19 protein-coding genes are annotated in these 18,591 nt (G+C 66.4%); 14 read left to right on the top strand and 5 right to left on the bottom strand.

Annotated features, from left to right (window positions below):
- Positions 1 to 125: 125 nt before the first annotated feature.
- On the top strand, positions 126 to 617 hold the full coding sequence (locus AC3RCC_RS16360; protein ID WP_291637389.1) for an MgtC/SapB family protein: 492 nt from the start codon (positions 126 to 128) through the stop codon (positions 615 to 617).
- A gap of 52 nt (positions 618 to 669) precedes the next feature.
- Here AC3RCC_RS16360 and AC3RCC_RS16355 read toward each other — a convergent pair whose 3' ends face one another.
- Positions 670 to 837, bottom strand: coding sequence for a hypothetical protein (locus tag AC3RCC_RS16355; RefSeq protein WP_291637390.1), 168 nt, complete (start codon positions 835 to 837; stop codon positions 670 to 672).
- Between the two features lie 135 nt (positions 838 to 972).
- Positions 973 to 1,236, bottom strand: a complete 264-nt coding sequence (locus AC3RCC_RS16350; RefSeq protein ID WP_291637392.1) for a hypothetical protein — start codon at positions 1,234 to 1,236, stop codon at positions 973 to 975.
- A gap of 295 nt (positions 1,237 to 1,531) precedes the next feature.
- Here AC3RCC_RS16350 and AC3RCC_RS16345 point away from each other — a divergent pair, with 295 nt between their 5' ends.
- From AC3RCC_RS16345 to AC3RCC_RS16335, 3 genes are all read left to right on the top strand, one after another.
- Positions 1,532 to 3,220 (top strand): ArnT family glycosyltransferase, encoded by a 1,689-nt coding sequence (locus AC3RCC_RS16345; protein WP_492255918.1) that lies wholly within the window; start codon positions 1,532 to 1,534, stop codon positions 3,218 to 3,220.
- Between the two features lie 66 nt (positions 3,221 to 3,286).
- A complete protein-coding gene (locus AC3RCC_RS16340) occupies positions 3,287 to 4,039 on the top strand; it encodes a glycosyltransferase family 2 protein (protein ID WP_291637396.1) in 753 nt (250 codons plus the stop codon).
- Entirely contained in the window at positions 4,039 to 4,383 is a 345-nt protein-coding gene (locus AC3RCC_RS16335) for a lipid-A-disaccharide synthase N-terminal domain-containing protein (protein WP_291637398.1), read from the top strand. The genes AC3RCC_RS16340 and AC3RCC_RS16335 overlap by 1 nt, the downstream gene beginning before the upstream one ends.
- A 98-nt stretch (positions 4,384 to 4,481) precedes the next feature.
- Here AC3RCC_RS16335 and metC read toward each other — a convergent pair whose 3' ends face one another.
- Positions 4,482 to 5,672, bottom strand: coding sequence for a cystathionine beta-lyase (gene metC / locus AC3RCC_RS16330; RefSeq protein ID WP_492255917.1), 1,191 nt, complete (start codon positions 5,670 to 5,672; stop codon positions 4,482 to 4,484).
- 266 nt (positions 5,673 to 5,938) lie between these two features.
- Between metC and AC3RCC_RS16325 the strand changes: the two genes are divergently transcribed.
- From AC3RCC_RS16325 to AC3RCC_RS16290, 8 genes are all read left to right on the top strand, one after another.
- A complete protein-coding gene (locus tag AC3RCC_RS16325; protein ID WP_291637401.1) occupies positions 5,939 to 6,964 on the top strand; it encodes an amino acid ABC transporter substrate-binding protein in 1,026 nt (341 codons plus the stop codon).
- A gap of 147 nt (positions 6,965 to 7,111) precedes the next feature.
- Positions 7,112 to 8,131 carry an amino acid ABC transporter substrate-binding protein gene (locus AC3RCC_RS16320; protein ID WP_452116350.1) on the top strand — a complete coding sequence of 340 codons (1,020 nt, stop codon included), beginning with the start codon at positions 7,112 to 7,114 and terminating at the stop codon, positions 8,129 to 8,131.
- A 164-nt stretch (positions 8,132 to 8,295) separates the two neighbouring features.
- On the top strand, positions 8,296 to 9,321 hold the full coding sequence (locus AC3RCC_RS16315) for an amino acid ABC transporter substrate-binding protein (protein ID WP_291637403.1): 1,026 nt from the start codon (positions 8,296 to 8,298) through the stop codon (positions 9,319 to 9,321).
- Between the two features lie 146 nt (positions 9,322 to 9,467).
- On the top strand, positions 9,468 to 10,661 hold the full coding sequence (locus tag AC3RCC_RS16310; protein WP_291637404.1) for an amino acid ABC transporter permease: 1,194 nt from the start codon (positions 9,468 to 9,470) through the stop codon (positions 10,659 to 10,661).
- 10 nt (positions 10,662 to 10,671) lie between these two features.
- On the top strand, positions 10,672 to 12,051 hold the full coding sequence (locus tag AC3RCC_RS16305; RefSeq protein WP_492255916.1) for an amino acid ABC transporter permease: 1,380 nt from the start codon (positions 10,672 to 10,674) through the stop codon (positions 12,049 to 12,051).
- Positions 12,052 to 12,071: 20 nt separating this feature from the next.
- Positions 12,072 to 12,866 (top strand): amino acid ABC transporter ATP-binding protein, encoded by a 795-nt coding sequence (locus AC3RCC_RS16300; RefSeq protein ID WP_452116506.1) that lies wholly within the window; start codon positions 12,072 to 12,074, stop codon positions 12,864 to 12,866.
- Between the two features lie 186 nt (positions 12,867 to 13,052).
- Positions 13,053 to 13,385, top strand: a complete 333-nt coding sequence (locus AC3RCC_RS16295; protein ID WP_452116347.1) for a hypothetical protein — start codon at positions 13,053 to 13,055, stop codon at positions 13,383 to 13,385.
- A 133-nt stretch (positions 13,386 to 13,518) separates the two neighbouring features.
- Positions 13,519 to 13,806 (top strand): hypothetical protein, encoded by a 288-nt coding sequence (locus AC3RCC_RS16290; RefSeq protein WP_492255915.1) that lies wholly within the window; start codon positions 13,519 to 13,521, stop codon positions 13,804 to 13,806.
- Between the two features lie 104 nt (positions 13,807 to 13,910).
- On the opposite strand, the gene AC3RCC_RS16285 is transcribed toward AC3RCC_RS16290, so the two are convergent.
- Together AC3RCC_RS16285 and AC3RCC_RS16280 are read right to left on the bottom strand one after the other, a co-directional pair.
- On the bottom strand, positions 13,911 to 15,071 hold the full coding sequence (locus tag AC3RCC_RS16285; RefSeq protein ID WP_291637411.1) for a glycerophosphodiester phosphodiesterase: 1,161 nt from the start codon (positions 15,069 to 15,071) through the stop codon (positions 13,911 to 13,913).
- 121 nt (positions 15,072 to 15,192) lie between these two features.
- Positions 15,193 to 15,333, bottom strand: coding sequence for a hypothetical protein (locus AC3RCC_RS16280; RefSeq protein WP_452116344.1), 141 nt, complete (start codon positions 15,331 to 15,333; stop codon positions 15,193 to 15,195).
- Between the two features lie 149 nt (positions 15,334 to 15,482).
- Here AC3RCC_RS16280 and AC3RCC_RS16275 point away from each other — a divergent pair, with 149 nt between their 5' ends.
- Complete coding sequence (locus tag AC3RCC_RS16275) at positions 15,483 to 16,781, top strand: RsmB/NOP family class I SAM-dependent RNA methyltransferase (protein WP_492255914.1); 1,299 nt, start codon at positions 15,483 to 15,485, stop codon at positions 16,779 to 16,781.
- A gap of 49 nt (positions 16,782 to 16,830) precedes the next feature.
- Complete coding sequence (gene guaA, locus AC3RCC_RS16270) at positions 16,831 to 18,405, top strand: glutamine-hydrolyzing GMP synthase (RefSeq protein ID WP_492255913.1); 1,575 nt, start codon at positions 16,831 to 16,833, stop codon at positions 18,403 to 18,405.
- Positions 18,406 to 18,591: the final 186 nt, after the last annotated feature.

Raw genomic sequence — 18,591 nt, 5'->3', positions numbered from 1 at the left:
CTCGTTTCGCCGCGCCGCTTTGGAAGCGGCGGGCGATGGCGGGCAGGGCGGTTCGCGCGGTCGCCGGAGGCTGCCGTACGGTTCTGCCGCCGATGGGCTGCCACCATCGACTGCGTGGAGATGCGATGATCGGCGAGATGGAATTGATCGGCAGGCTGCTCATCGGCACGGCCGCAGGCGTGGCCGTCGGCTTCGAGCGGACGCGCAAGCAGAAGAGCGCGGGAATCCGCACCTTTGGCCTCGTCGGGCTGGGGACCGCGGCGGCCGCCTCGATCTTCAGCGAGCCCGGCCAGACCGATGCGGCGAGCCGTGTCGTGCAAGGCATCGTCACCGGAATCGGTTTCCTCGGGGCCGGCACCATCGTCCTGCGGGATCGCGAGCTGCATCCGCGTGGCCTGACCACCGCTGCGGCGATCTGGGTCACGGCGGCGCTGGGCTGCGCGGCCGGGCTGGGTGACTGGCCTATCGTCGCGACGGCGGTTTTCGTCGCGCTGCTCCTGCTTGCGGTCGATCACTCCATCGAGCGCTGGGCCGGCGGCGATCGCGATCAGGAGGCGGAGGCCTCCAGCGCAACGCAGCATCACGTAGGGCCGCCGTCCAAGGGAGCCGAGCGCTGATCCCGCGAGCCATCGCGGCCTGAGCGCCTTGGCGGCCCTGGTTTCGTGCCGATCAATGGACGGCTTCGTCGCGCCGCAGCTCGAATGCCAGCATGGCCTCGGCGAGGGCTTCCAGTTCGCGAGCCTTTTCCGGACTGTCGGGCGCGCCGCTCAGCTCTGCCACCCGGCGCTGGGCGCGTTCGTAGTCCTCGTCGGTGTGGACGGCGATCGCGGTCTTCATGACAAGGCTCCTCGCTGCTGCCGCGAGAGCGATGTTGCGCGCGCACCCGCAGCGGGCTCAACGGTTCAGGTGGTGGACGGCAGGGCGCAGATGCGCGCGGGCGCGATTCCGCCGTACCGCAAATGCGGTAGGAGATTACTCCTCCCGGCCCCAGTCGCGCAGCTGACGGATCGTCGGGCGGGCGCGCCAGAGGTCGACTGCGAGCCTGCCGCCGAAGCAGAGCGCGAAGCCGGGCAGCGCGGTGGCGAACGGCACGGCGGCGAGCCCCATGGCGCAGCCGCCCGAATCGCCGGCACCGCATTTGGGATCGAACAGCAGGAAGACGAGGGCCAGCAGCGTGGCGAGCAACGGGCCGAGCAGAAGACCGAGGAGCCCTGTCTTGAACGCGCGCCACAGCATCGGAATTGTCCCCGAACCCGGCGCGGCTGAACGACGCGCAAGGCATGATAGCGGCTCGCCGTCCCGGCGTCGCCTGGGGTGGCGTGCCGGTGCATTCGCCGGCAGCATCTTGCCGCTGGCGCCGCGAGGCCGTAAACGCGCGGCAGCCGCGCCGCCATGATCATGCCCGAAAGGCGGGCCATGGCGCTGCGCCTCGTCTGTGGGACCGGCCCGCGATCTCCCGCCGGCGTTCGGGCGGCTACAGGTTGCGATCCCGCAAGGCGCGGCGGCCAGGCCGCAGCTGCAAGGAGTGTCGATGATCCCGTTCGGCTCTGGCCTCGACCGGCTCGCCGGCTTCGCCTCGGCGAGCCATTGGCGGGCCTGCCTGCTGCTGCTCCTGATTTCGCTCGGAGCCTTCCTGCCGGGCTTCGCCTCGCTGCCGCCCTTCGATCGCGACGAGCCGCGCTTCGCCCAGGCCAGCAAGCAGATGCTGGAGACGCGCGATTTCGTCGATATCCGCTTCCAGGACGAGGCCCGGCACAAGAAGCCGGTCGGCATCTATTGGCTGCAATCGGCCAGTGTCGCGGCCGGCGAGGCGCTCGGCGTTTCCGAGGCCCGCACGCAGATCTGGCTCTATCGCCTGCCGTCGCTGATCGGGGCGATCGCGACCGTACTCTTGAGCTATTGGGCGCTGCTCGCCTTCGTCGGCGCGCGCCTCGCTCTGCTCGGCGGGGCGCTGATGGCTGCGGCCGTGCTGCTCGGCGTCGAGGCGCGGATCGCCAAGACCGATGCGGTTCTCGCCGCCTGCGCCGTCGCGACGATGGGCGCGCTCGCCCGGGCCTGGCTCGACTGGACCCGCTCGCTCGCCTTCGTGCCCAGCCGCCACAACTGGCTGGTCTTCTGGGGCGCGACGGCGCTTGCTTTGCTGATCAAGGGGCCGATCGTGCCGATGGTCTGGGGCCTGGCCGCGCTGGTGCTCAGCATTCGCGAGCGCTCGCTGCGCTGGTTCGCCCCGCTGCGACCCGGCCGGGGTCTGCTGCTCTGCCTGGTCGCCGTCCTGCCCTGGTTCATCGCCATCGCGCTGAAGAGTGGCGGCGAATTCTTCGCCGAGAGCGTCGGCAAGGATATGCTCGGCAAGGTCGGTGAGGGGCAGGAGAAGCATTGGGGCCCGCCTGGGCTCTACCTCCTGCTGTTCTTCGGCACCTACTGGCCGGCGGCGGCGTTCGCCGCCATGGCGGTTCCCTTCGCCTGGGCAAGACGCCGCGAGCCGCAGATCCTGTTCCTGGTCGCCTGGATACTGCCGTCCTGGCTCGTCTTCGAGGCGGTACCGACCAAGCTGCCGCATTACGTGCTGCCGCTCTATCCGGCGATCACGGCCCTGCTGCTGCTGGCGATGATCAATGGCGGCATCGACCGTTTCCGGCGCGGCGCGACGCTCACCGCGGCGCTGGTGGTGCTGGTGCCGGCCGCGCTCGTCGGCGTCGTGCTCTACGGCAACTGGACGCTCGACCGCACTCTGCCGTTCCTGGCATTGCCCGTTCTTGCGCTCGCCCTGTTCGTCGCCTGGCTCGTCTTCCGGGCCTTCCAGCGGGGCGAGATCGAGGGCGCGCTCTGGCGCGGCGTCGTCGCGAGCCTTCTGCTCAGCGCTGGCGTGCTCGGCCTTGCCGCGCCTAGCCTGCGTTCCCTGCAGATGTCGCCGCGGCTCGCCGAGGCCGTCCGGGCCGTGGGCTGTCCCGATCCGAAGGTCATCACCGTCGGCTATCGCGAGCCGAGCCTGGTGTTCCTGGTCGGGACCGATCTCGCCATGGGCTATGACGGCGCCGCGGCCGCCGCTTTCCTGCGCCAGCCGGGCTGTCGCGTCGCGCTCGTCGAGCAGCGCGCGGCAGCTGATTTCGTCGCTGCCATCGCCGACGTCAACCCGCCGCCGCGCCTTGCCACCACCGTCCGGGGCTTCAACCTCAATGGCGGCAAGCGCCTTTCCATCAGCGTCTATGTGCGTGAGTGATCGACGCTTGCCCCGCTGCGCCAGTTGACGCAGTTTGCGCCCGCAACTGCAGAAAGACCTGATTACGTGACCGAATCCGTGCCTCCTGACGGCTTGCCGCGCCTCAGCATCGTCGTCCCCGTCCGCAATGAGGAGGGCAATATCGCCCCGCTCCTGCGCGACATCGAGGCCGCTTGCGCGCAGACCGGCCTGTTCGAGGTGATCTATGTCGATGACGGCTCGAGCGACGGCACGGCCGGCGTGCTCGCCGGCCTGGCGGCGACGCGGCCCTGGCTGCGTGTCGTTGGCCACGCGCAGAGCTGCGGGCAGTCGGCAGCGGTGCGCAGCGGCGTCAGGGCCGCGCGGGCCGCGATCGTGGCGACGCTCGACGGCGACGGCCAGAACGATCCTTCCTTCCTGCCGGCGATGCTGGCCCAACTCGAGGCGGCCGGCCCGGGGGTCGGCCTGATCCAGGGGCAGAGGGTCGGGCGCAAGGATACCGGCTTCAAGCGTTTCCAGTCGCGCGTCGCCAACAAGGTCCGCGGCGCCGTGCTGAAGGACGCGACGCGGGATACCGGCTGCGGCCTGAAATGCTTCCGCCGCGAGGCCTATCTGGCCTTGCCCTATTTCGACGCGCTGCACCGCTTCATGCCGGCCCTGATCGTGCGCGAGGGTTATGCGGTCGCCCATCACGATGTGCGCGACCGTCAGCGCATCAGCGGCGTCTCGAATTACGGCTTCTTCGATCGGCTCTGGGTCGGCATGCTCGACCTGATGGGCGTATGGTGGCTGATCAGGCGCCGCAGGCGGGTGCCGCAGCTCCGAGGGGAGGCGCGCTGATGCTCGTCGACCTGCAGAACATGATCGGTGACTATTTCCACGACGTCTTCGTCAACAATGTCGACTGGTGGGTGCTGCTCGGCGTGGTCGCGCAGGGTCTCTTCACCATGCGCTTCGTGGTGCAGTGGCTTGCCAGCGAGAAGGCGCAGCGCTCGGTCGTGCCGATGACCTTCTGGTGGTTCTCGATCGGCGGCGGCGCGCTGCTGCTGGTCTATGCGCTCTATCGGCGCGACCCGGTCTTCATTCTCGGCCAGGGCTTCGGCCTGTTCGTCTATCTGCGTAATCTGCAATTCGTCCTGCGCGCCAAGGCGCGCGGCGAGGATACCAATTCCGGCCCGGGCTGAGCGGCTGCGTCCAGACGGCGATGCGGCGTTATTCCGGGGCTCAGGCCTGTCGGCCCGCCCCGGAATGACGGCGGAGTTTCACCTGAGGCCAGCGGACTTCAACTCGCCGCCCTCAGCCGGGCAAAGCCGGCATCGAGGTCTTCCTTGAGGTCCTCGAGGTCTTCCAGCCCGATATGCAGACGGATCGTCGGGCCGGCGAAGCCTGGCTTGGTCGCCGTGCGATAGGCCGTGCAGTCGAAGGGCAGGACGAGGCTTTCATAGCCGCCCCAGGACGCGCCCATGCCGAACAGGGAGAGCCCGTCCAGCATCGCGCCGACGGCCTTGGTCGCAACCGGCTTGAGTTCGATCGCGAACAGCGAGGAGGCGCCGGTGAAATCGCGCTTCCAGATCGCGTGGCCGGGATCGCTCGGCAGGGCCGGGTGCAGCACGCGCGCGACCTCCGGGCGGGCGGCGAGCCAGTTCGCCATCTCGATTCCGGCCGGCATCTGCTCCTTCAGCCGGATCTGCATGGTGCGGATACCACGCAGCGTCAGGAAGGCGTCCTCGGGCGCGATGATCACGCCGAGCGTCTCCCAGGCCTCGCGCAGGCGCTTGTAGAGCGCGGGCGTGCGGGCCGAGACGGTCCCGATCAGCACGTCCGAATGGCCGGCATAGTATTTGGTGCCGGCCTGGACCGAGAGGTCGACGCCGAATTTATGCGAGTCGAAGAAGAGCGGCGTCGCCCAGGTGTTGTCCATCAGCACCAGCACGTCGCGGGCATGCGCCGCCTCGACGATCGCCGGGATGTCCTGCATCTCGAAGGTCTGCGAACCGGGGGCCTCGGTCCAGACCGCCTTGGTGTTCGGCTTGAACAGATCGGCGATCCCGGCACCGATGGCCGGATCGTAATAGGTCACCTCGACGCCCATCCGCGACAGCATCTTGTCGCAGAACATTCGCGTCGGCCGGTAGACGCTGTCCGTCACCAGCAGGTGGTCGCCGGAGGAGAGCACGGCGAGCAGGGGCAGGGTGCAGGCCATCAGGCCGGATGGGCAGACCACCGAGCCGGCGCCGCCTTCCATTGTGTTGAGCGCCGCCACCAGCGCATCGATCGTCGGGTTGCCCTGCGTGCCATAGGTGTAGCGCGCCTTGCGGAGGAGAAAGTCCTCCATGTTCGGGTAGACGACCGTGGAGCCGCGCACGATCGGCGGGTTGACGAAGCCGTAGGAATCCGCCGGATCGCGACCGGCGAGAACGAGGCGTGTCTTCTCGCGAAGACGCGAGAATTCGAGTGTCGACAGCTTTTTCATGGGATCTAGGCCGGGCCGCGAAGCAGGAATCGGGGGCGGTCGCACTTGACCACCCTATGAAACTCGCATGTGATGTTTGAGGTGAAAAGAGGCGGGTGCGCGGGGGAGCCTTTGCTTGACGCTCATGGGTTGCTCTGGCAATCGACCGAGGCCGGACGCTCCCTAGAATGGTGCATCAAACGGGACATCCAAGTCGCGACGATGCCAGGGAACCGGCATGCTCCCAGCGGCAGCAGCCGACGGGGAAATCAATGGGAGAGATGACGATGAAGAAGTTCATGGCAGCCGCGGTCGCCGGGCTGGGACTGGCGCTGGCCGCGACGACGGCACAGGCGCAGGCGCCCCAGACGCTCGCGCAGGTGAAGAACCGCAACGTCCTGAACTGCGGCTCCAATACCGGCCTTGCCGGTTTCGGTCTGCCGGATGCGCAGGGCAATTGGGTCGGTCTCGACGTCGATCTCTGCCGGGCGATCTCGGCCACGATCTTCAACGATCCGACCAAGATCAAGTTCATCCCGCTCTCGGCCAAGGATCGCTTCACTGCGCTCCAGTCGGGCGAGGTCGATGTTCTCGTCCGCAACTCGACCTGGACGATGTCGCGCGACACCGCGCTCGGCCTGCTCTTCACCGGCGTCAACTATTATGACGGCCAGGGCTTCATGGTGCGCAAGAAGCTCGGCGTGACTTCGGCGCTGCAGCTCTCCGGCGCCTCGGTCTGCACCCAGCAGGGCACCACGACCGAGCTCAACCTCGCCGACTTCTTCCGCGCCAACAATCTGAAATACGAGGTCGTCGCGTTCGCCACCTCCGACGAGACGGTCAAGGCCTATGATTCCGGGCGCTGCGACGCCTTCACCACCGACGCATCCGGCCTCTATGCCGAGCGCCTGAAGCTGACCGCGCCGGACGATCACATGGTCCTGCCCGAGATCATCTCCAAGGAGCCCCTCGGACCGGCGACGCGCAACAACGACGCGCAGTGGTTCAACCTGGTGAAGTGGGTGCACTTCGCCATGGTCAATGCCGAGGAACTCGGTGTGACCAAGGCCAATGTCGACGAGATGCTGAAGTCGCCGAATCCGGAGATCAAGCGCCTGCTCGGGACCGAAGGCAAATTCGGCGAGGCCATCGGCCTGACGCCCGACTGGGCCTACCGGATCATCAAGCATGTCGGCAATTACGGCGAGAGCTTCGAGAAGAACGTCGGTCAGGGTTCGCTGCTGAAGATCGCCCGCGGTCAGAACGCGCTCTGGACCAAGGGCGGCCTGCAATACGCCCCGCCGGTGCGCTGAGTTGACGGGGGCGGCCGCTTCGCGCGGCCGCCCCTTTCGTGTTTCCGGGAAGACTTGAAGAGGCTGGTTTGCACGGGGCGGGTGGGCCTCGGATTCGCCAGCCGGCAGAGAACGGGCCGAACCCGTTCCGCCTGACAGGGGAAAAGCATGTTGAAACTCATCAGCGCGGCGTTGCTGGTCGCCGCGAGCGTATTCGGCTCCGCGAATGCGCAGGCGCCCCGGACCCTCGATCAGGTCAAGAGCCGTGGCGCCCTGAACTGCGGTGCAAATCCCGGCCTGATCGGCTTCGGCGCGCCCGACGCGCAGGGCAACTGGGCTGGGCTCGATGTCGAATACTGCCGCGCCATCGCCGCGGCCATCTTCGGCGACGCCTCCAAGGTCAAGTTCATTCCGCTCTCGGCCAATGATCGCTTCAAGGCACTGCTGGCCGGCGAGGTCGATGTGCTGATCCGCAATTCGACCTGGACGATCTCGAACGACACGCCCCCCGGTCTGCTCTTTGTCGGCGTCAATTACTATGACGGCCAGGCGATCATGGTGCGCCGCAAGCTCGGTGCGACCTCGGTGATGCAGCTGTCAGGTGCGTCGATCTGCGCGCAGCGCGGCACCACGACCGAACTCAATCTCGCCGACTACTTTCGCGTCAACAAGCTGAAGTACAAGCTCGTTTCCTTCGATACCGGCGCCGAGACGATCAAGGCCTATGATGCCGGCCGCTGCGACGCCTTCACCACGGACGCATCGTCGCTCTATGCCGAGCGCCTGAAGCTGTCGGCGCCGGATGATCACATGGTGCTGCTCGAGATCATCTCGAAGGAGCCCCTCGGTCCTTTGACGCGCGACAATGACTCGCAATGGTTCAAGCTGGTGCGCTGGGTCCACTTCGCCATGCTGAACGCCGAGGAACTCGGCGTGACCAAAGCCAATGTCGACCAGATGCTGAAATCGGAGAATCCGGAGATCCGGCGTCTCCTGGGGATCGACGGGGCGTTCGGTGAGGGGCTCGGCTTGACCAAGGATTGGGCCTACCGGATCATCAAGCAGGTCGGCAATTACGGCGAGAGCTTCGAACGCACGGTCGGCAACCGCTCGGTCCTGAAGATGATGCGCGGCCAGAACGCGCTCTGGACCAATGGCGGTCTGCAATACGCGCCGCCGATCCGGTGAACCGGGGCTGGTGCGAGCCGCTCGTCCCGACGTCTATTCTTACGGCTACGACGAAATTCTTGTTGCTATGACGAAAGGAGACAGGCGGACCGGAGGCTGGTCCGGGACTTGCTAGCTAACCGAGAACGGGCAGGAACCCGTTCCGCCAAACAGGGGAAAACAAGATGAAAAAATTTATGGGCGCGGCGTTGATCGCCGCCGCCGGCGTGATCGGAGTCTCTGCTGCACAGGCGCAGGGCGGCGGCCTGCTCGCGCAGGTCAAGAGCAAGGGCGTGCTGACCTGCGGTGTCGGCCCCGGGCTTGCCGGCTTCGGAATGCCAGACGCACAGGGCAATTGGAGCGGCCTCGATGTCGATCTCTGCCGCGCCATCGCGGCGGCGATCTTCAACGATCCCGCCAAGGTCAAGTTCATCCCGCTCTCGTCGAAGGATCGCTTCACGGCGCTGCAATCGGGCGAGGTCGATCTGCTTTCGCGCAACACCACCTGGACGATGTCGCGCGACACCTCGCTCGGCCTGAACTTCGCGGGCGTCAACTATTATGACGGCCAGGGCTTCATGGTGCGCAAGAAGCTGGGCGTCGACTCGGCGATGAAGCTCGAGGGCGCCTCGGTCTGCACCCAGCAGGGCACCACGACCGAGCTCAACCTCGCCGACTTCTTCCGCACCAACAAGATGAAGTACGAGGTCGTCGCCTTCGCCAGCAATGACGAGACCGTCAAGGCCTACGAGTCCGGCCGCTGCGACGCCTTCACCACCGATGCCTCCGGCCTCTATGCCGAGCGGCTGAAGCTCAGCACCCCCACCGATCACATCGTGCTGCCGGAGATCATCTCCAAGGAGCCGCTCGGCCCCGTGGTGCGCCATGGCGACGATCTCTGGCTCGATGTCGTCAAATGGACGCACAATGCCATGCTGAATGCCGAGGAGCTCGGCATCACCAAGGCCAATGTCGACGAGATGCTTAAATCGGAGAATCCCGAGATCAAGCGCCTGGTCGGCACCGAGGGCAAGTTCGGCGAGGCGATCGGCCTGACCAATGACTGGGCCTACCGGATCGTCAAGCATATCGGCAATTACGGCGAGAGCTTCGAGCGCAATGTCGGCATGGGCTCGCTCCTGAAGATCGCGCGCGGCCAGAACGCGCTCTGGACCAAGGGAGGCCTGCAATACGCGCCGCCGATCCGGTGAGCTGACATTCAGCGGCGCGCCGCCCTCGGGTCGCGCGCCGTCCACCTTGTCTCCATTCGGGTGAGCCGGATAAAAATGGCCGCGATCGGTTCCTTCAGGGATCGCTTCCGGACCTCGGCCGCCAGACCAAAAAAAGGGCGTCAGACGTGTCCACGACTTCAACGGAACCGGTTCGACCGGGCAGAGCATCGCTCCTCTACGATCCCAGGATCAGAGGCTATGTCTATCAGCTGGCCTTGCTCGCCATCGTCGGTTTCCTGATCTATTCGGCTGCGTCCAACGCCATCGAGAACCTGCGCGCGCAGAAGATCGCCTCGGGTTTCGGCTTCTGGCACAACGCCTCCGGCTTCGACGTCAACCAGAAGCTGATCCCCTATGACGCCTCGACCGGCACCTATGGCAGGGCCTTCTATGTCGGCCTGCTCAACACGCTGCTCGTCGCCGCGATCGGCATCGTGCTCTCGACCTTCCTCGGCTTCTTCGTCGGCGTCGCCCGGCTTTCGAGCAACTGGGTCGTGGCGAAGATTGCGATGGTCTATGTCGAGATCATCCGCAATCTGCCGCTGCTGCTGCAATTGTTCTTCTGGTACAATGCGGTCCTGAAGCCGCTGCCCAATCCGCGCCAGTCGATCCAGCTGCCGGCTGGGGCGCTGCTCAACAATCGCGGGCTCTACATTCCCGACCCGCATCTCGGCCCCGGCGGCAGCCTGATTGTCTGGGCCTTCCTGCTCGGCATCGCCGCGACGCTGGTCTTCCGTCACTGGGCCCGCAAGCAGCAGGCCGCGACCGGGAAGCAGTATCCGATCGGGCTCGTCGCGATCGGGCTGATCGTGCTCCTGCCGCTGGCGGTCTATTTCGCCACGGGACGCCCGGTTTCCTTCGTCTATCCGGAGCTCGCCGGCTTCAACCTGCGCGGCGGCATCCAGATTTTCCCCGAATTCGTCGCGCTGCTGCTGGGCCTCACCACCTATACCGCGGGCTTCATCGCCGAGGTGGTGCGTGCCGGCATCCTCGCCGTGTCCAAGGGCCAGACCGAAGCCGCCAATGCGCTGGGGCTGAGGGCCGGGCCGACGCTCAAGCTGGTGGTGATCCCGCAGGCCATGCGGGTGATCATCCCGCCGCTGACCTCGAACTATCTCAACCTGACCAAGAACTCTTCGCTCGCCGTGGCGATCGGCTATCCCGATCTCGTCCAGGTCTTCACCGGCACGGTGCTCAACCAGACCGGACAGGCGGTCGAGGTCGTCGCCATCACCATGGCGGTCTACCTGACGATCTCGCTGGTGACGTCGCTGTTCATGAACATCTACAACCGGCGCATGGCGCTGGTCGAACGGTGAGGGCGCTGCGATGACCGATGCAACCACCGAAATGGCGCCCTACGCCTTCGTCCGCAAGGAAACCCTCGAGCAGCAGGCGGCGCCGCTTTCCGTCGCCGGCCCGCTCGCCTGGGTCCGCAACAACCTGTTCTCGGGGCCGCTCAACACGTTGCTGACGCTGCTCTGCGTCTACATCGTCGCGACGAGCCTGCCCGAGCTCATCCGCTTCTATTTCATCGATGCCGTCTGGACCGGTGCGAATCGCGATGCCTGCCTCGCCGACAAGGTCGGCCGGCCGGTCGGCGCCTGCTGGGCTTATGTCGCCGACCGCCTGCAATACTTCATCTATGGTTCCTATCCGATCAGCGAGCGCTGGCGGGTGAATATCGTCTTCGCGATGTTCGCGCTCGGTGTCGTCTGGATGCTCTGGACCCAGGCGCCGAAGAAGAAGCTCGGCTTCTTCTACTTCTTCGTGCTGATGCCGATCTCGGCCTATGTGCTGCTGCTCGGCGGGGCCGGGGCGGAGCGCCTGGTGCGCAACGGCATGATCCTGTCGCTCGCGCTGGCGGCGATCTATGTCGTGCTCTCCTTCGTGCCGCAACTGGTCGGCTTCTATCTCGGCTCGGCCAATCTCGCCGTGGTCCAGGAGGCTTCGCCGCTGAAGCGCTTCTCCGGCCCCAAGCAGCTCATCCTGTTCGCGCTCGTCGTCTTCGGCCTGCTCGGCGTGCTGGCGAGCTCGATCGGCCTGCCGCGCGTCGACACCGGGCTCTGGGGTGGCATGACCGTGACCTTCCTGATCGCGGCGGTCGGCATCGTCTTCTCGCTGCCCTTCGGCATCTTGCTCGCCCTCGGGCGGCGCTCGAAGCTGCCGATCATCCAGCTCATCTCGGTGATCTTCATCGAGTTCGTGCGCGGCGTGCCGCTGATCACGGTGCTGTTCATGGCCAACACCATGCTGCCGCTGTTCGTGCCGCAGGAATATTCGCCGGACCGCCTGCTGCGGCCGCTGATCGGCGTCGCCATGTTCGCCGCCGCCTATATGGCGGAGGTTATCCGCGGTGGCCTGCAGGCGATGCCCAAGGGCCAGTATGAAGGGGCGATGTCGCTCGGGCTCGGCTATTGGAGCATGATGCGGCTGATCATCCTGCCGCAGGCGCTGCGCATCGTGATCCCCGGCATCGTCAACACCTTCATCGGGTTGTTCAAGGATACGACGCTGGTCACCATCGTCGGCATTTTCGACTTCCTGCGGACCATCGAGGCGACCCTGGTCGATCCGACCTGGGCGACGCCGACCACCCGCGCGACCGGCTATGCCTTCGCCGCGGTCTTTTATTTCCTGTGTTGTTGGGGCATGTCTCGCTATTCGATCTCGGTCGAGAAGCGGCTCGCCGCCGGCCAGAAGCGTTGAGGAGAACTGGGAACATGGCCATGGCAGAGACCAAGACGAGCGCCGCGCGCCCCGCCGCCCTGAAGCAGACCTCGCTGAACACGGCGACGGCGGTCGAGATGATCGGCGTCAACAAGTGGTATGGCGAGTTTCATGTCCTGCGCGACATCAACCTCAAGGTCGGTCGCGGCGAGAAGCTGGTGATCTGCGGCCCGTCCGGCTCGGGCAAGTCGACGATGATCCGCTGCATCAACCGGCTGGAAGAACACCAGAAGGGCCAGATCATCGTCGACGGCACGGAGCTCACCAACGATCTCAAGAAGATCGACGAGATCCGCCGCGATGTCGGCATGGTCTTCCAGCACTTCAACCTGTTTCCGCATCTGACGATCCTGGAGAACCTGACGCTGGCGCCGATCTGGGTGCGCAAAATGCCGAAGAAGGACGCCGAGGAGATCGCGATGCACTATCTCACCCGCGTCAAGATCCCCGAGCAGGCGGCCAAATACCCCGGTCAGCTTTCCGGTGGCCAGCAGCAGCGCGTCGCCATCGCCCGCTCGCTCTGCATGAGCCCGAAGATCATGCTGTTCGACGAGCCGACCTCGGCGCTCGACCCGGAAATGGTCAAGGAAGTGCTCGACACCATGGTCTCGCTGGCGGACGAGGGCATGACCATGCTCTGCGTCACCCACGAAATGGGCTTCGCCCGCCAGGTCGCCGACCGGGTGATCTTCATGGACGCCGGCCAGATCGTCGAGATGAACGAGCCCAACGAGTTCTTCAAGAACCCGCAGCACGAGCGCACAAAACTCTTCCTCAGCCAGATTCTGCACTGAGGCAGGCCATTTCCGACCTTAGGTCGGCATGCTGGAATGGCGTCCGCTCAGGCGGGCGCCGTTTTGGTTATGGCGGGATCTCGGACACGGCCTCGGCCAGCGTTCACGATTGGTTCAAAAAATCTTGCCCATGGTCGCGCCAAGTTCGCGGCAGTGTCCCCGCTGCCGCCGTATTGGAGAACGACCATGAAGCGTATCATCCCCGCCCTTGTCGCGGTCCTGCTCGCCGGGGCCGGCGCCTCCGCCCAGAGCCTGAACATCGGGCCGGGCGGCATCACGGTCGACCCGCGCACGCCGCGCGAACGCGCGATCGATCGCGAAATTCGCCGCGAGGAGAGGGAACGCGAGATCCGTCGCGAAGAGCGCGCTCGCGAGCGCGACGCCTATGAGCGTCGTCGTGAATGGGAACGCCGCCGCGACTGGCGCGACGGCCGCCGCGGCGAGCGCTGCCGCACCATCACCACTGTCGAGGAGACCCGCCGCGGGCCTGTTCGGCGCACGACCCGCATCTGCGATTGAGCGGGCCCTTCTGGGCGCTATCGGGCCGGCGCGGATCGCGCCGGCTTTTTTTGTTCCGCGTCCTGCTCGAGGCCAATCCGGAACTTTCTGGTGATTTTCCGGTTGTTCGCCACAGAAGCAGAGGGAAAACGCGATGAAATTCGCTTTGTCCACGATCGCCATCGGGCTGCTGCTCGGCAGCGCCGGCGTCAGCGCCCAGTCCGTGAGTATCGGCCCCGGCGGCATCTCCGTCGATCCGCGTACGCAGCGTGAGCGCGCCATAGACCGCGAGATTCGTCGCGAGGAGCGCTGGCGCGAGCGTGAGCGCTATGAGCGCCGCCGCGACTGGCGGGCCGAGCGTGGTCGCGATTGCCGCACCATCACGGAAACCCGCGAGACGCCGCGCGGCGAGGTCAGGCGCACCACCCGCGTCTGCGACTGATCGCTCAGGGTCGGGGCAGGCAGGATCGGGGCAGGTCGGAAACCAAAGGGCCCGTCCCGCGGCAGCGGGGCGGGCCTCGAATTTCTGGCGGCTCGGGCGCTGGATTACTTCGCGTCGCGCGCCTTAACGGCGGTGCCCGGGAAGTCGGAGAACAGCCCGTCGATGCCGAGCGCGAGGAAGGCCTTGTACTCGGCCGCCGGATCGCCCTTGAAGTCCGAGGCGAGGCGCTTAGGTTCGCTGCGGAAGGTCCAAGTGTGGACGAAGAGCCCCGCGGCGTGCGCGTCCTTGACGACATTGGTCGGTGTGATCAGCACGCGATCCTGCTCGTCGATCTTGCCGTCGCCATTCAGGTCCTTCGGCTTGCCGTCCTCGCCGATGACCTGCTTGCCGGCCAGGATGTAGGGCTTCCAGGGGCCGACGCCGTCGGCATAGGTCCTGATCTCCTTGAGCCCTTCGGCGGTGACGAGATCCTTGAACGTCCGCTTGTCGCCGGTGACGGCGAAATCATAGGGCTTGTCGAAGGGCGCGGCGAGCACGATGCCGCCATCCTTGTCGACATCGTCGGCATCGACGAGCTGGACGAGGCGCAGCTGGGTCTTGCCGCGCAGATATTTGAGATTGGCGGTCTCGAAGCTCTGGATGATCACCGGCGAGCTCTTCTCGGTCCAGCCGGCGGCCTTGAGCTGATCGAGCAGCCGGTCCTCGAGCGGCAGGCCGATCGCGGCGTGGAAGATCGGGTGCTTGGTCTCCGGATAGATGCCGATGGTGCGGCCGGTTCGGGCGCTCTCCGCCTTGGCGAGGTCGATCACCTGCTGCAGGGTCGGAATCTCGAACTTGCCGTTATGCGACTGGTCGCGATCGGCGAAGGCCTGCTTGGCGCGCAGGGTCTTGAGTTCGGCCAGGGTGAAATCGCCGGCGAACCAGTCATTGGTCTCGACTCCGTCGACCTTCTTCATGGTCTTGCGCGCGGCGAATTCCGGCCGGGTCGAGACGTCGGTGGTGCCCGACAGCATCGGCTCGTGCCGCGCCACCAGAACCCCGTCCCTGGTCGCGACCAGGTCTGGCTCGATGAAGTCGGCGCCCTGTTCGATCGCGAGCTTATAGGCTTCCAGCGTGTGCTCGGGCAGCGTGCCGCTGGCGCCGCGATGGGCGACGATCAGCGCCGGCTTGCCGTCGAGCGTCGGCGCCTGGGCGAGGGCGGCGGGCGCCGCCAGAGAAAGAGCGAATGTGGCCAGCAGCGAGGCCGATTGCAGCAAGGGTTTCATGACGATCCGATCCTTGGACGCGAAATCAGGCGGCAAGCGTGCTCGGTCGATATGACAGCGCTTTGAAGGCGGCGCCCTTCTTGTTGGGGCACCGGTTTCCGGCGCCCATCTCGGCGTCGTCTCAGCGCCGGCCGCTTTCCAGCTTGGTCTTGGCGTCGACCGGTTTGGCCGGAGGCGGGGTCAGATCCTGCTGCGGGGTAGCGCAGGCGGCGAGCGAAAGGCAGAACAGGCCGGCGAAGGCAAGGCGGGCGAACTTGGTCATCGGCGACGGCCCCGAGGCTGGATTGGCGTTACGTAAGCTATTGTATCGTCTTTCTGCTTGTGGAACGACGGCGTCAAGAGCTCCAAGCCTTGTTCAGAATCGGTCGAGACCGCGCGCGGTCCGACAAGCACAATCCCAGGAAGCCGGACATGACGCCCGCCGCCCGCATCAGCGCCGCCATCGAGGTCCTGACCGATCTGATCCAGCGCCGCCGGCCCGCCGCGGACGCCTTGAAGGATTGGGGGCTGGCCCGCCGCTTCGCCGGCTCGAAGGACCGTGCCGCCGTCGCCTCGCTGGTCTATGACGCCCTGCGGCGCCGGGCGTCCTCCGCCCATGCGCTCGGCGAGGAGACGCCGCGGGCCCTCGTGCTCGGCATGCTGGTCAGCCAGCGCGGGATGCGGGCGGACGAGATCGCCGCCCTGTTCACCGGCCAGAACCATGCTCCGGCACCGCTGACGGAATTCGAGGTGGCGGGGCTCGCCACCTTCGATCTCTCGGCCGCCCCAGGCTGGGTCCGCGCCGATGTCCCGGAATGGCTCTGGCCTTCCTTCGTCGAGGCCTTCGCCGAGCATGCCGTCGCCGAGGGCGAGGCGCTCGCGGAGCGGGCGCCGGTCGACATCCGGGCGAACCGCCTCAAGACCGGGCGGGACGCGCTGCGCTCCGCGCTGGCTCATCTCCAGCCCGAAATGGGAGCCTGGTCGCCGGATGCGCTGCGCTTCCAGCCCGGTCCCGACGGCCGCGGGCCGACGCTGCAGAGCGAGGCCGCCTTCTTCGCCGGCGAGTTCGAGATCCAGGACGAGGGCTCGCAGCTGGTCGCTGCGCTGGCTGGAGCGCGAGCGGGCGAGACCGTGATCGATCTCTGTGCGGGTGCCGGCGGCAAGACGCTGGCGCTGGCGGCGCTGATGGGCAATGAGGGCCGCATCTTCGCGACCGATCTCGACAGCCGCCGGCTCTCGCCGCTGCATGACCGGCTGACGCGCTCCGGGGCGAGCAATGTCGAGGTGCGCGTGCCGCGCAGCCGCGGCCATGACGCGCTCTCCGATCTTTCCGGCACCGCCGATCTCGTCGTCGTCGACGCGCCCTGCACCGGCTCAGGCACCTGGCGGCGCAATCCCGACGCCAAATGGCGCGTGCGTCCGGGCGCGCTCGCCGAGCGGATCAAGGAGCAGGCCGAGGTGCTGGATCGCGCCGCAGGGCTCGTCAAGCCGGGCGGGCGCATCGCCTACATCACCTGCTCGGTCCTGCCCGAGGAGAACGATGTCGCGGTCGAGGCCTTCCTGGCGCGTCATCCCGGCTTCACCCTGGTCCCGATGCGCGACCTGTTGAGCGCTGGCGAGGTCGATTATGGCCTGCTCGCCCGTTTCGCGACGCAGAGCGGGCTGCAATTGTCGCCGGCACGGACCGGAACGGACGGCTTCTATCTGAGCTGCCTCGCGGCGCCGGGCTGAGCCTCAGCTGGGCGTTGCGCGCTCGCTCGCGATGGCGTAACCGAGCGCGATGAGTGCTCAGCCCCAGAACCCCATCCACGACTCCATCCTCATCATCGATTTCGGCAGCCAGGTGACGCAGCTGATCGCGCGCCGGGTGCGCGAGATCGGCGTCTATTGCGAGATCGCCCCCTTCCAGTCGGCGTCCGAGGCCTTCGCCCGGATGAAGCCGAAGGGCGTGATCTTCTCCGGCGGCCCCGCTTCGGTGCCGGACGCGAATTCGCCGCGTGCGCCGCAAGAGGTCTTCTCCTCCGGCCTTCCGGTCCTCGGCATCTGTTACGGCCAGCAGACCATGGCCCATCAGCTCGGCGGCAAGGTCGAGGGCGGCCACGCCGCGGAGTTCGGCCGGGCCGATGTCGAGATCGTCCAGCCTTCGGCGCTGTTCGAGGGCATCTGGGAGGAGGGCGGCCGCTATCCGGTCTGGATGAGCCATGGCGACCGGGTGACGCAGCTCCCGGCCGGTTTCAGCGTCAAGGCGACCTCCGAGAACGCCCCCTATGCGGTGGCGAGCGATGAGGGACGGCGCTTCTACTCGACCATGTTCCACCCCGAGGTGGTGCACACCCCGGATGGCGGCAAGCTGCTGCGCAACTTTGTCGTCGAGATCTGCGGCTGCAAGCCCGACTGGAGCATGTCGGCCTATCGCGCCGAGATGCAGAAGAAGATCCGCGACCAGGTCGGCACGGGCCGGGTGATCTGCGGGCTCTCCGGTGGCGTCGACTCGGCCGTTGCCGCGGTGCTGATCCACGAGGCGATCGGCGACCAGCTGACCTGCGTCTTCGTCGATCACGGCCTGATGCGGATGAACGAGGCCGAGGAGGTCGTTCGCCTCTTCAGGGATCACTACAACATCCCACTCGTCCATGTTGAAGCCGAAGAGCTTTTCCTCAGCGAGCTCGCCAAGTGCGGCGCCGATCCGGAGGCCAAGCGCAAGACCATCGGCCGGCTCTTCATCGACGTCTTCGACGCCGAGGCGGCCAAGCTCGGCGGCGCCGATTTCCTCGCCCAGGGCACGCTCTATCCCGATGTGATCGAGAGCGTCTCGTTCTCCGGCGGCCCCTCGGTGACGATCAAGAGCCACCACAATGTCGGCGGCCTGCCCGAGCGCATGAAGATGAAGCTCGTCGAGCCGCTGCGCGAGCTCTTCAAGGACGAGGTCCGCGTGCTCGGCCGCGAGCTCGGCCTGCCCGAGGCCTTCGTCGGCCGCCACCCCTTCCCGGGACCGGGCCTCGCCATCCGCTGCCCCGGCGAGATCACCAAGGAGAAGCTCGACATCCTGCGCAAGGCCGATGCGATCTATCTCGAGGAGATCCGCAAGGCCGGGCTCTACGACGTGATCTGGCAGGCTTTCGCCGTGCTGTTGCCGGTGCGCACCGTCGGCGTGATGGGCGACTACCGCACCTACGACCATGTCTGCGCCCTGCGCGCCGTCACCTCGGTCGACGGCATGACGGCGGATTTCTACCCCTACGACATGGCCTTCCTCGGCCGCACTGCGACCCGCATCATCAACGAGGTCAAGGGCATCAACCGGGTGGTCTACGACGTGACGAGCAAGCCGCCCGGCACGATCGAGTGGGAGTAGGGGAAACGGCGGTAATCGGCGGCTCTAGCGTAGAATATCGTAAAAAAGGCGGGAAAATCAGGGGCTTCCGTTGATCATGGGGCTTCGATCATCAATTGGTCGCCGGCTACCTATAACAAATTGATTTAATAAGGTTTCTTTGGTTTTTGCGGTCTCTCCTTAGGGGGTAGCAGCAAAATCTGACGG

The organism is Allobosea sp. GW823-FHT01F03, from assembly GCF_058798075.1.
The sequence above is the reverse complement of the archived record's forward strand: the minus strand, read 5'-3'. Positions and strand labels throughout refer to the sequence as shown.

Coding starts and splice junctions, on each gene's coding strand:
- AC3RCC_RS16300 (WP_452116506.1), top strand. CDS start 12,072: ATGGCAGAGACCAAGACGAGCGCCGCGCGCCCCGCCGCCCTGAAGCAG.
- AC3RCC_RS16290 (WP_492255915.1), top strand. CDS start 13,519: ATGAAATTCGCTTTGTCCACGATCGCCATCGGGCTGCTGCTCGGCAGC.
- AC3RCC_RS16315 (WP_291637403.1), top strand. CDS start 8,296: ATGAAAAAATTTATGGGCGCGGCGTTGATCGCCGCCGCCGGCGTGATC.
- AC3RCC_RS16275 (WP_492255914.1), top strand. CDS start 15,483: ATGACGCCCGCCGCCCGCATCAGCGCCGCCATCGAGGTCCTGACCGAT.
- AC3RCC_RS16305 (WP_492255916.1), top strand. CDS start 10,672: ATGACCGATGCAACCACCGAAATGGCGCCCTACGCCTTCGTCCGCAAG.
- AC3RCC_RS16280 (WP_452116344.1), bottom strand. CDS start 15,333: ATGACCAAGTTCGCCCGCCTTGCCTTCGCCGGCCTGTTCTGCCTTTCG.
- AC3RCC_RS16335 (WP_291637398.1), top strand. CDS start 4,039: ATGCTCGTCGACCTGCAGAACATGATCGGTGACTATTTCCACGACGTC.
- AC3RCC_RS16295 (WP_452116347.1), top strand. CDS start 13,053: ATGAAGCGTATCATCCCCGCCCTTGTCGCGGTCCTGCTCGCCGGGGCC.
- guaA (WP_492255913.1), top strand. CDS start 16,831: ATGAGTGCTCAGCCCCAGAACCCCATCCACGACTCCATCCTCATCATC.
- metC (WP_492255917.1), bottom strand. CDS start 5,672: ATGAAAAAGCTGTCGACACTCGAATTCTCGCGTCTTCGCGAGAAGACA.
- AC3RCC_RS16285 (WP_291637411.1), bottom strand. CDS start 15,071: ATGAAACCCTTGCTGCAATCGGCCTCGCTGCTGGCCACATTCGCTCTT.
- AC3RCC_RS16360 (WP_291637389.1), top strand. CDS start 126: ATGATCGGCGAGATGGAATTGATCGGCAGGCTGCTCATCGGCACGGCC.
- AC3RCC_RS16345 (WP_492255918.1), top strand. CDS start 1,532: ATGATCCCGTTCGGCTCTGGCCTCGACCGGCTCGCCGGCTTCGCCTCG.
- AC3RCC_RS16325 (WP_291637401.1), top strand. CDS start 5,939: ATGAAGAAGTTCATGGCAGCCGCGGTCGCCGGGCTGGGACTGGCGCTG.
- AC3RCC_RS16355 (WP_291637390.1), bottom strand. CDS start 837: ATGAAGACCGCGATCGCCGTCCACACCGACGAGGACTACGAACGCGCC.
- AC3RCC_RS16350 (WP_291637392.1), bottom strand. CDS start 1,236: ATGCTGTGGCGCGCGTTCAAGACAGGGCTCCTCGGTCTTCTGCTCGGC.
- AC3RCC_RS16320 (WP_452116350.1), top strand. CDS start 7,112: ATGTTGAAACTCATCAGCGCGGCGTTGCTGGTCGCCGCGAGCGTATTC.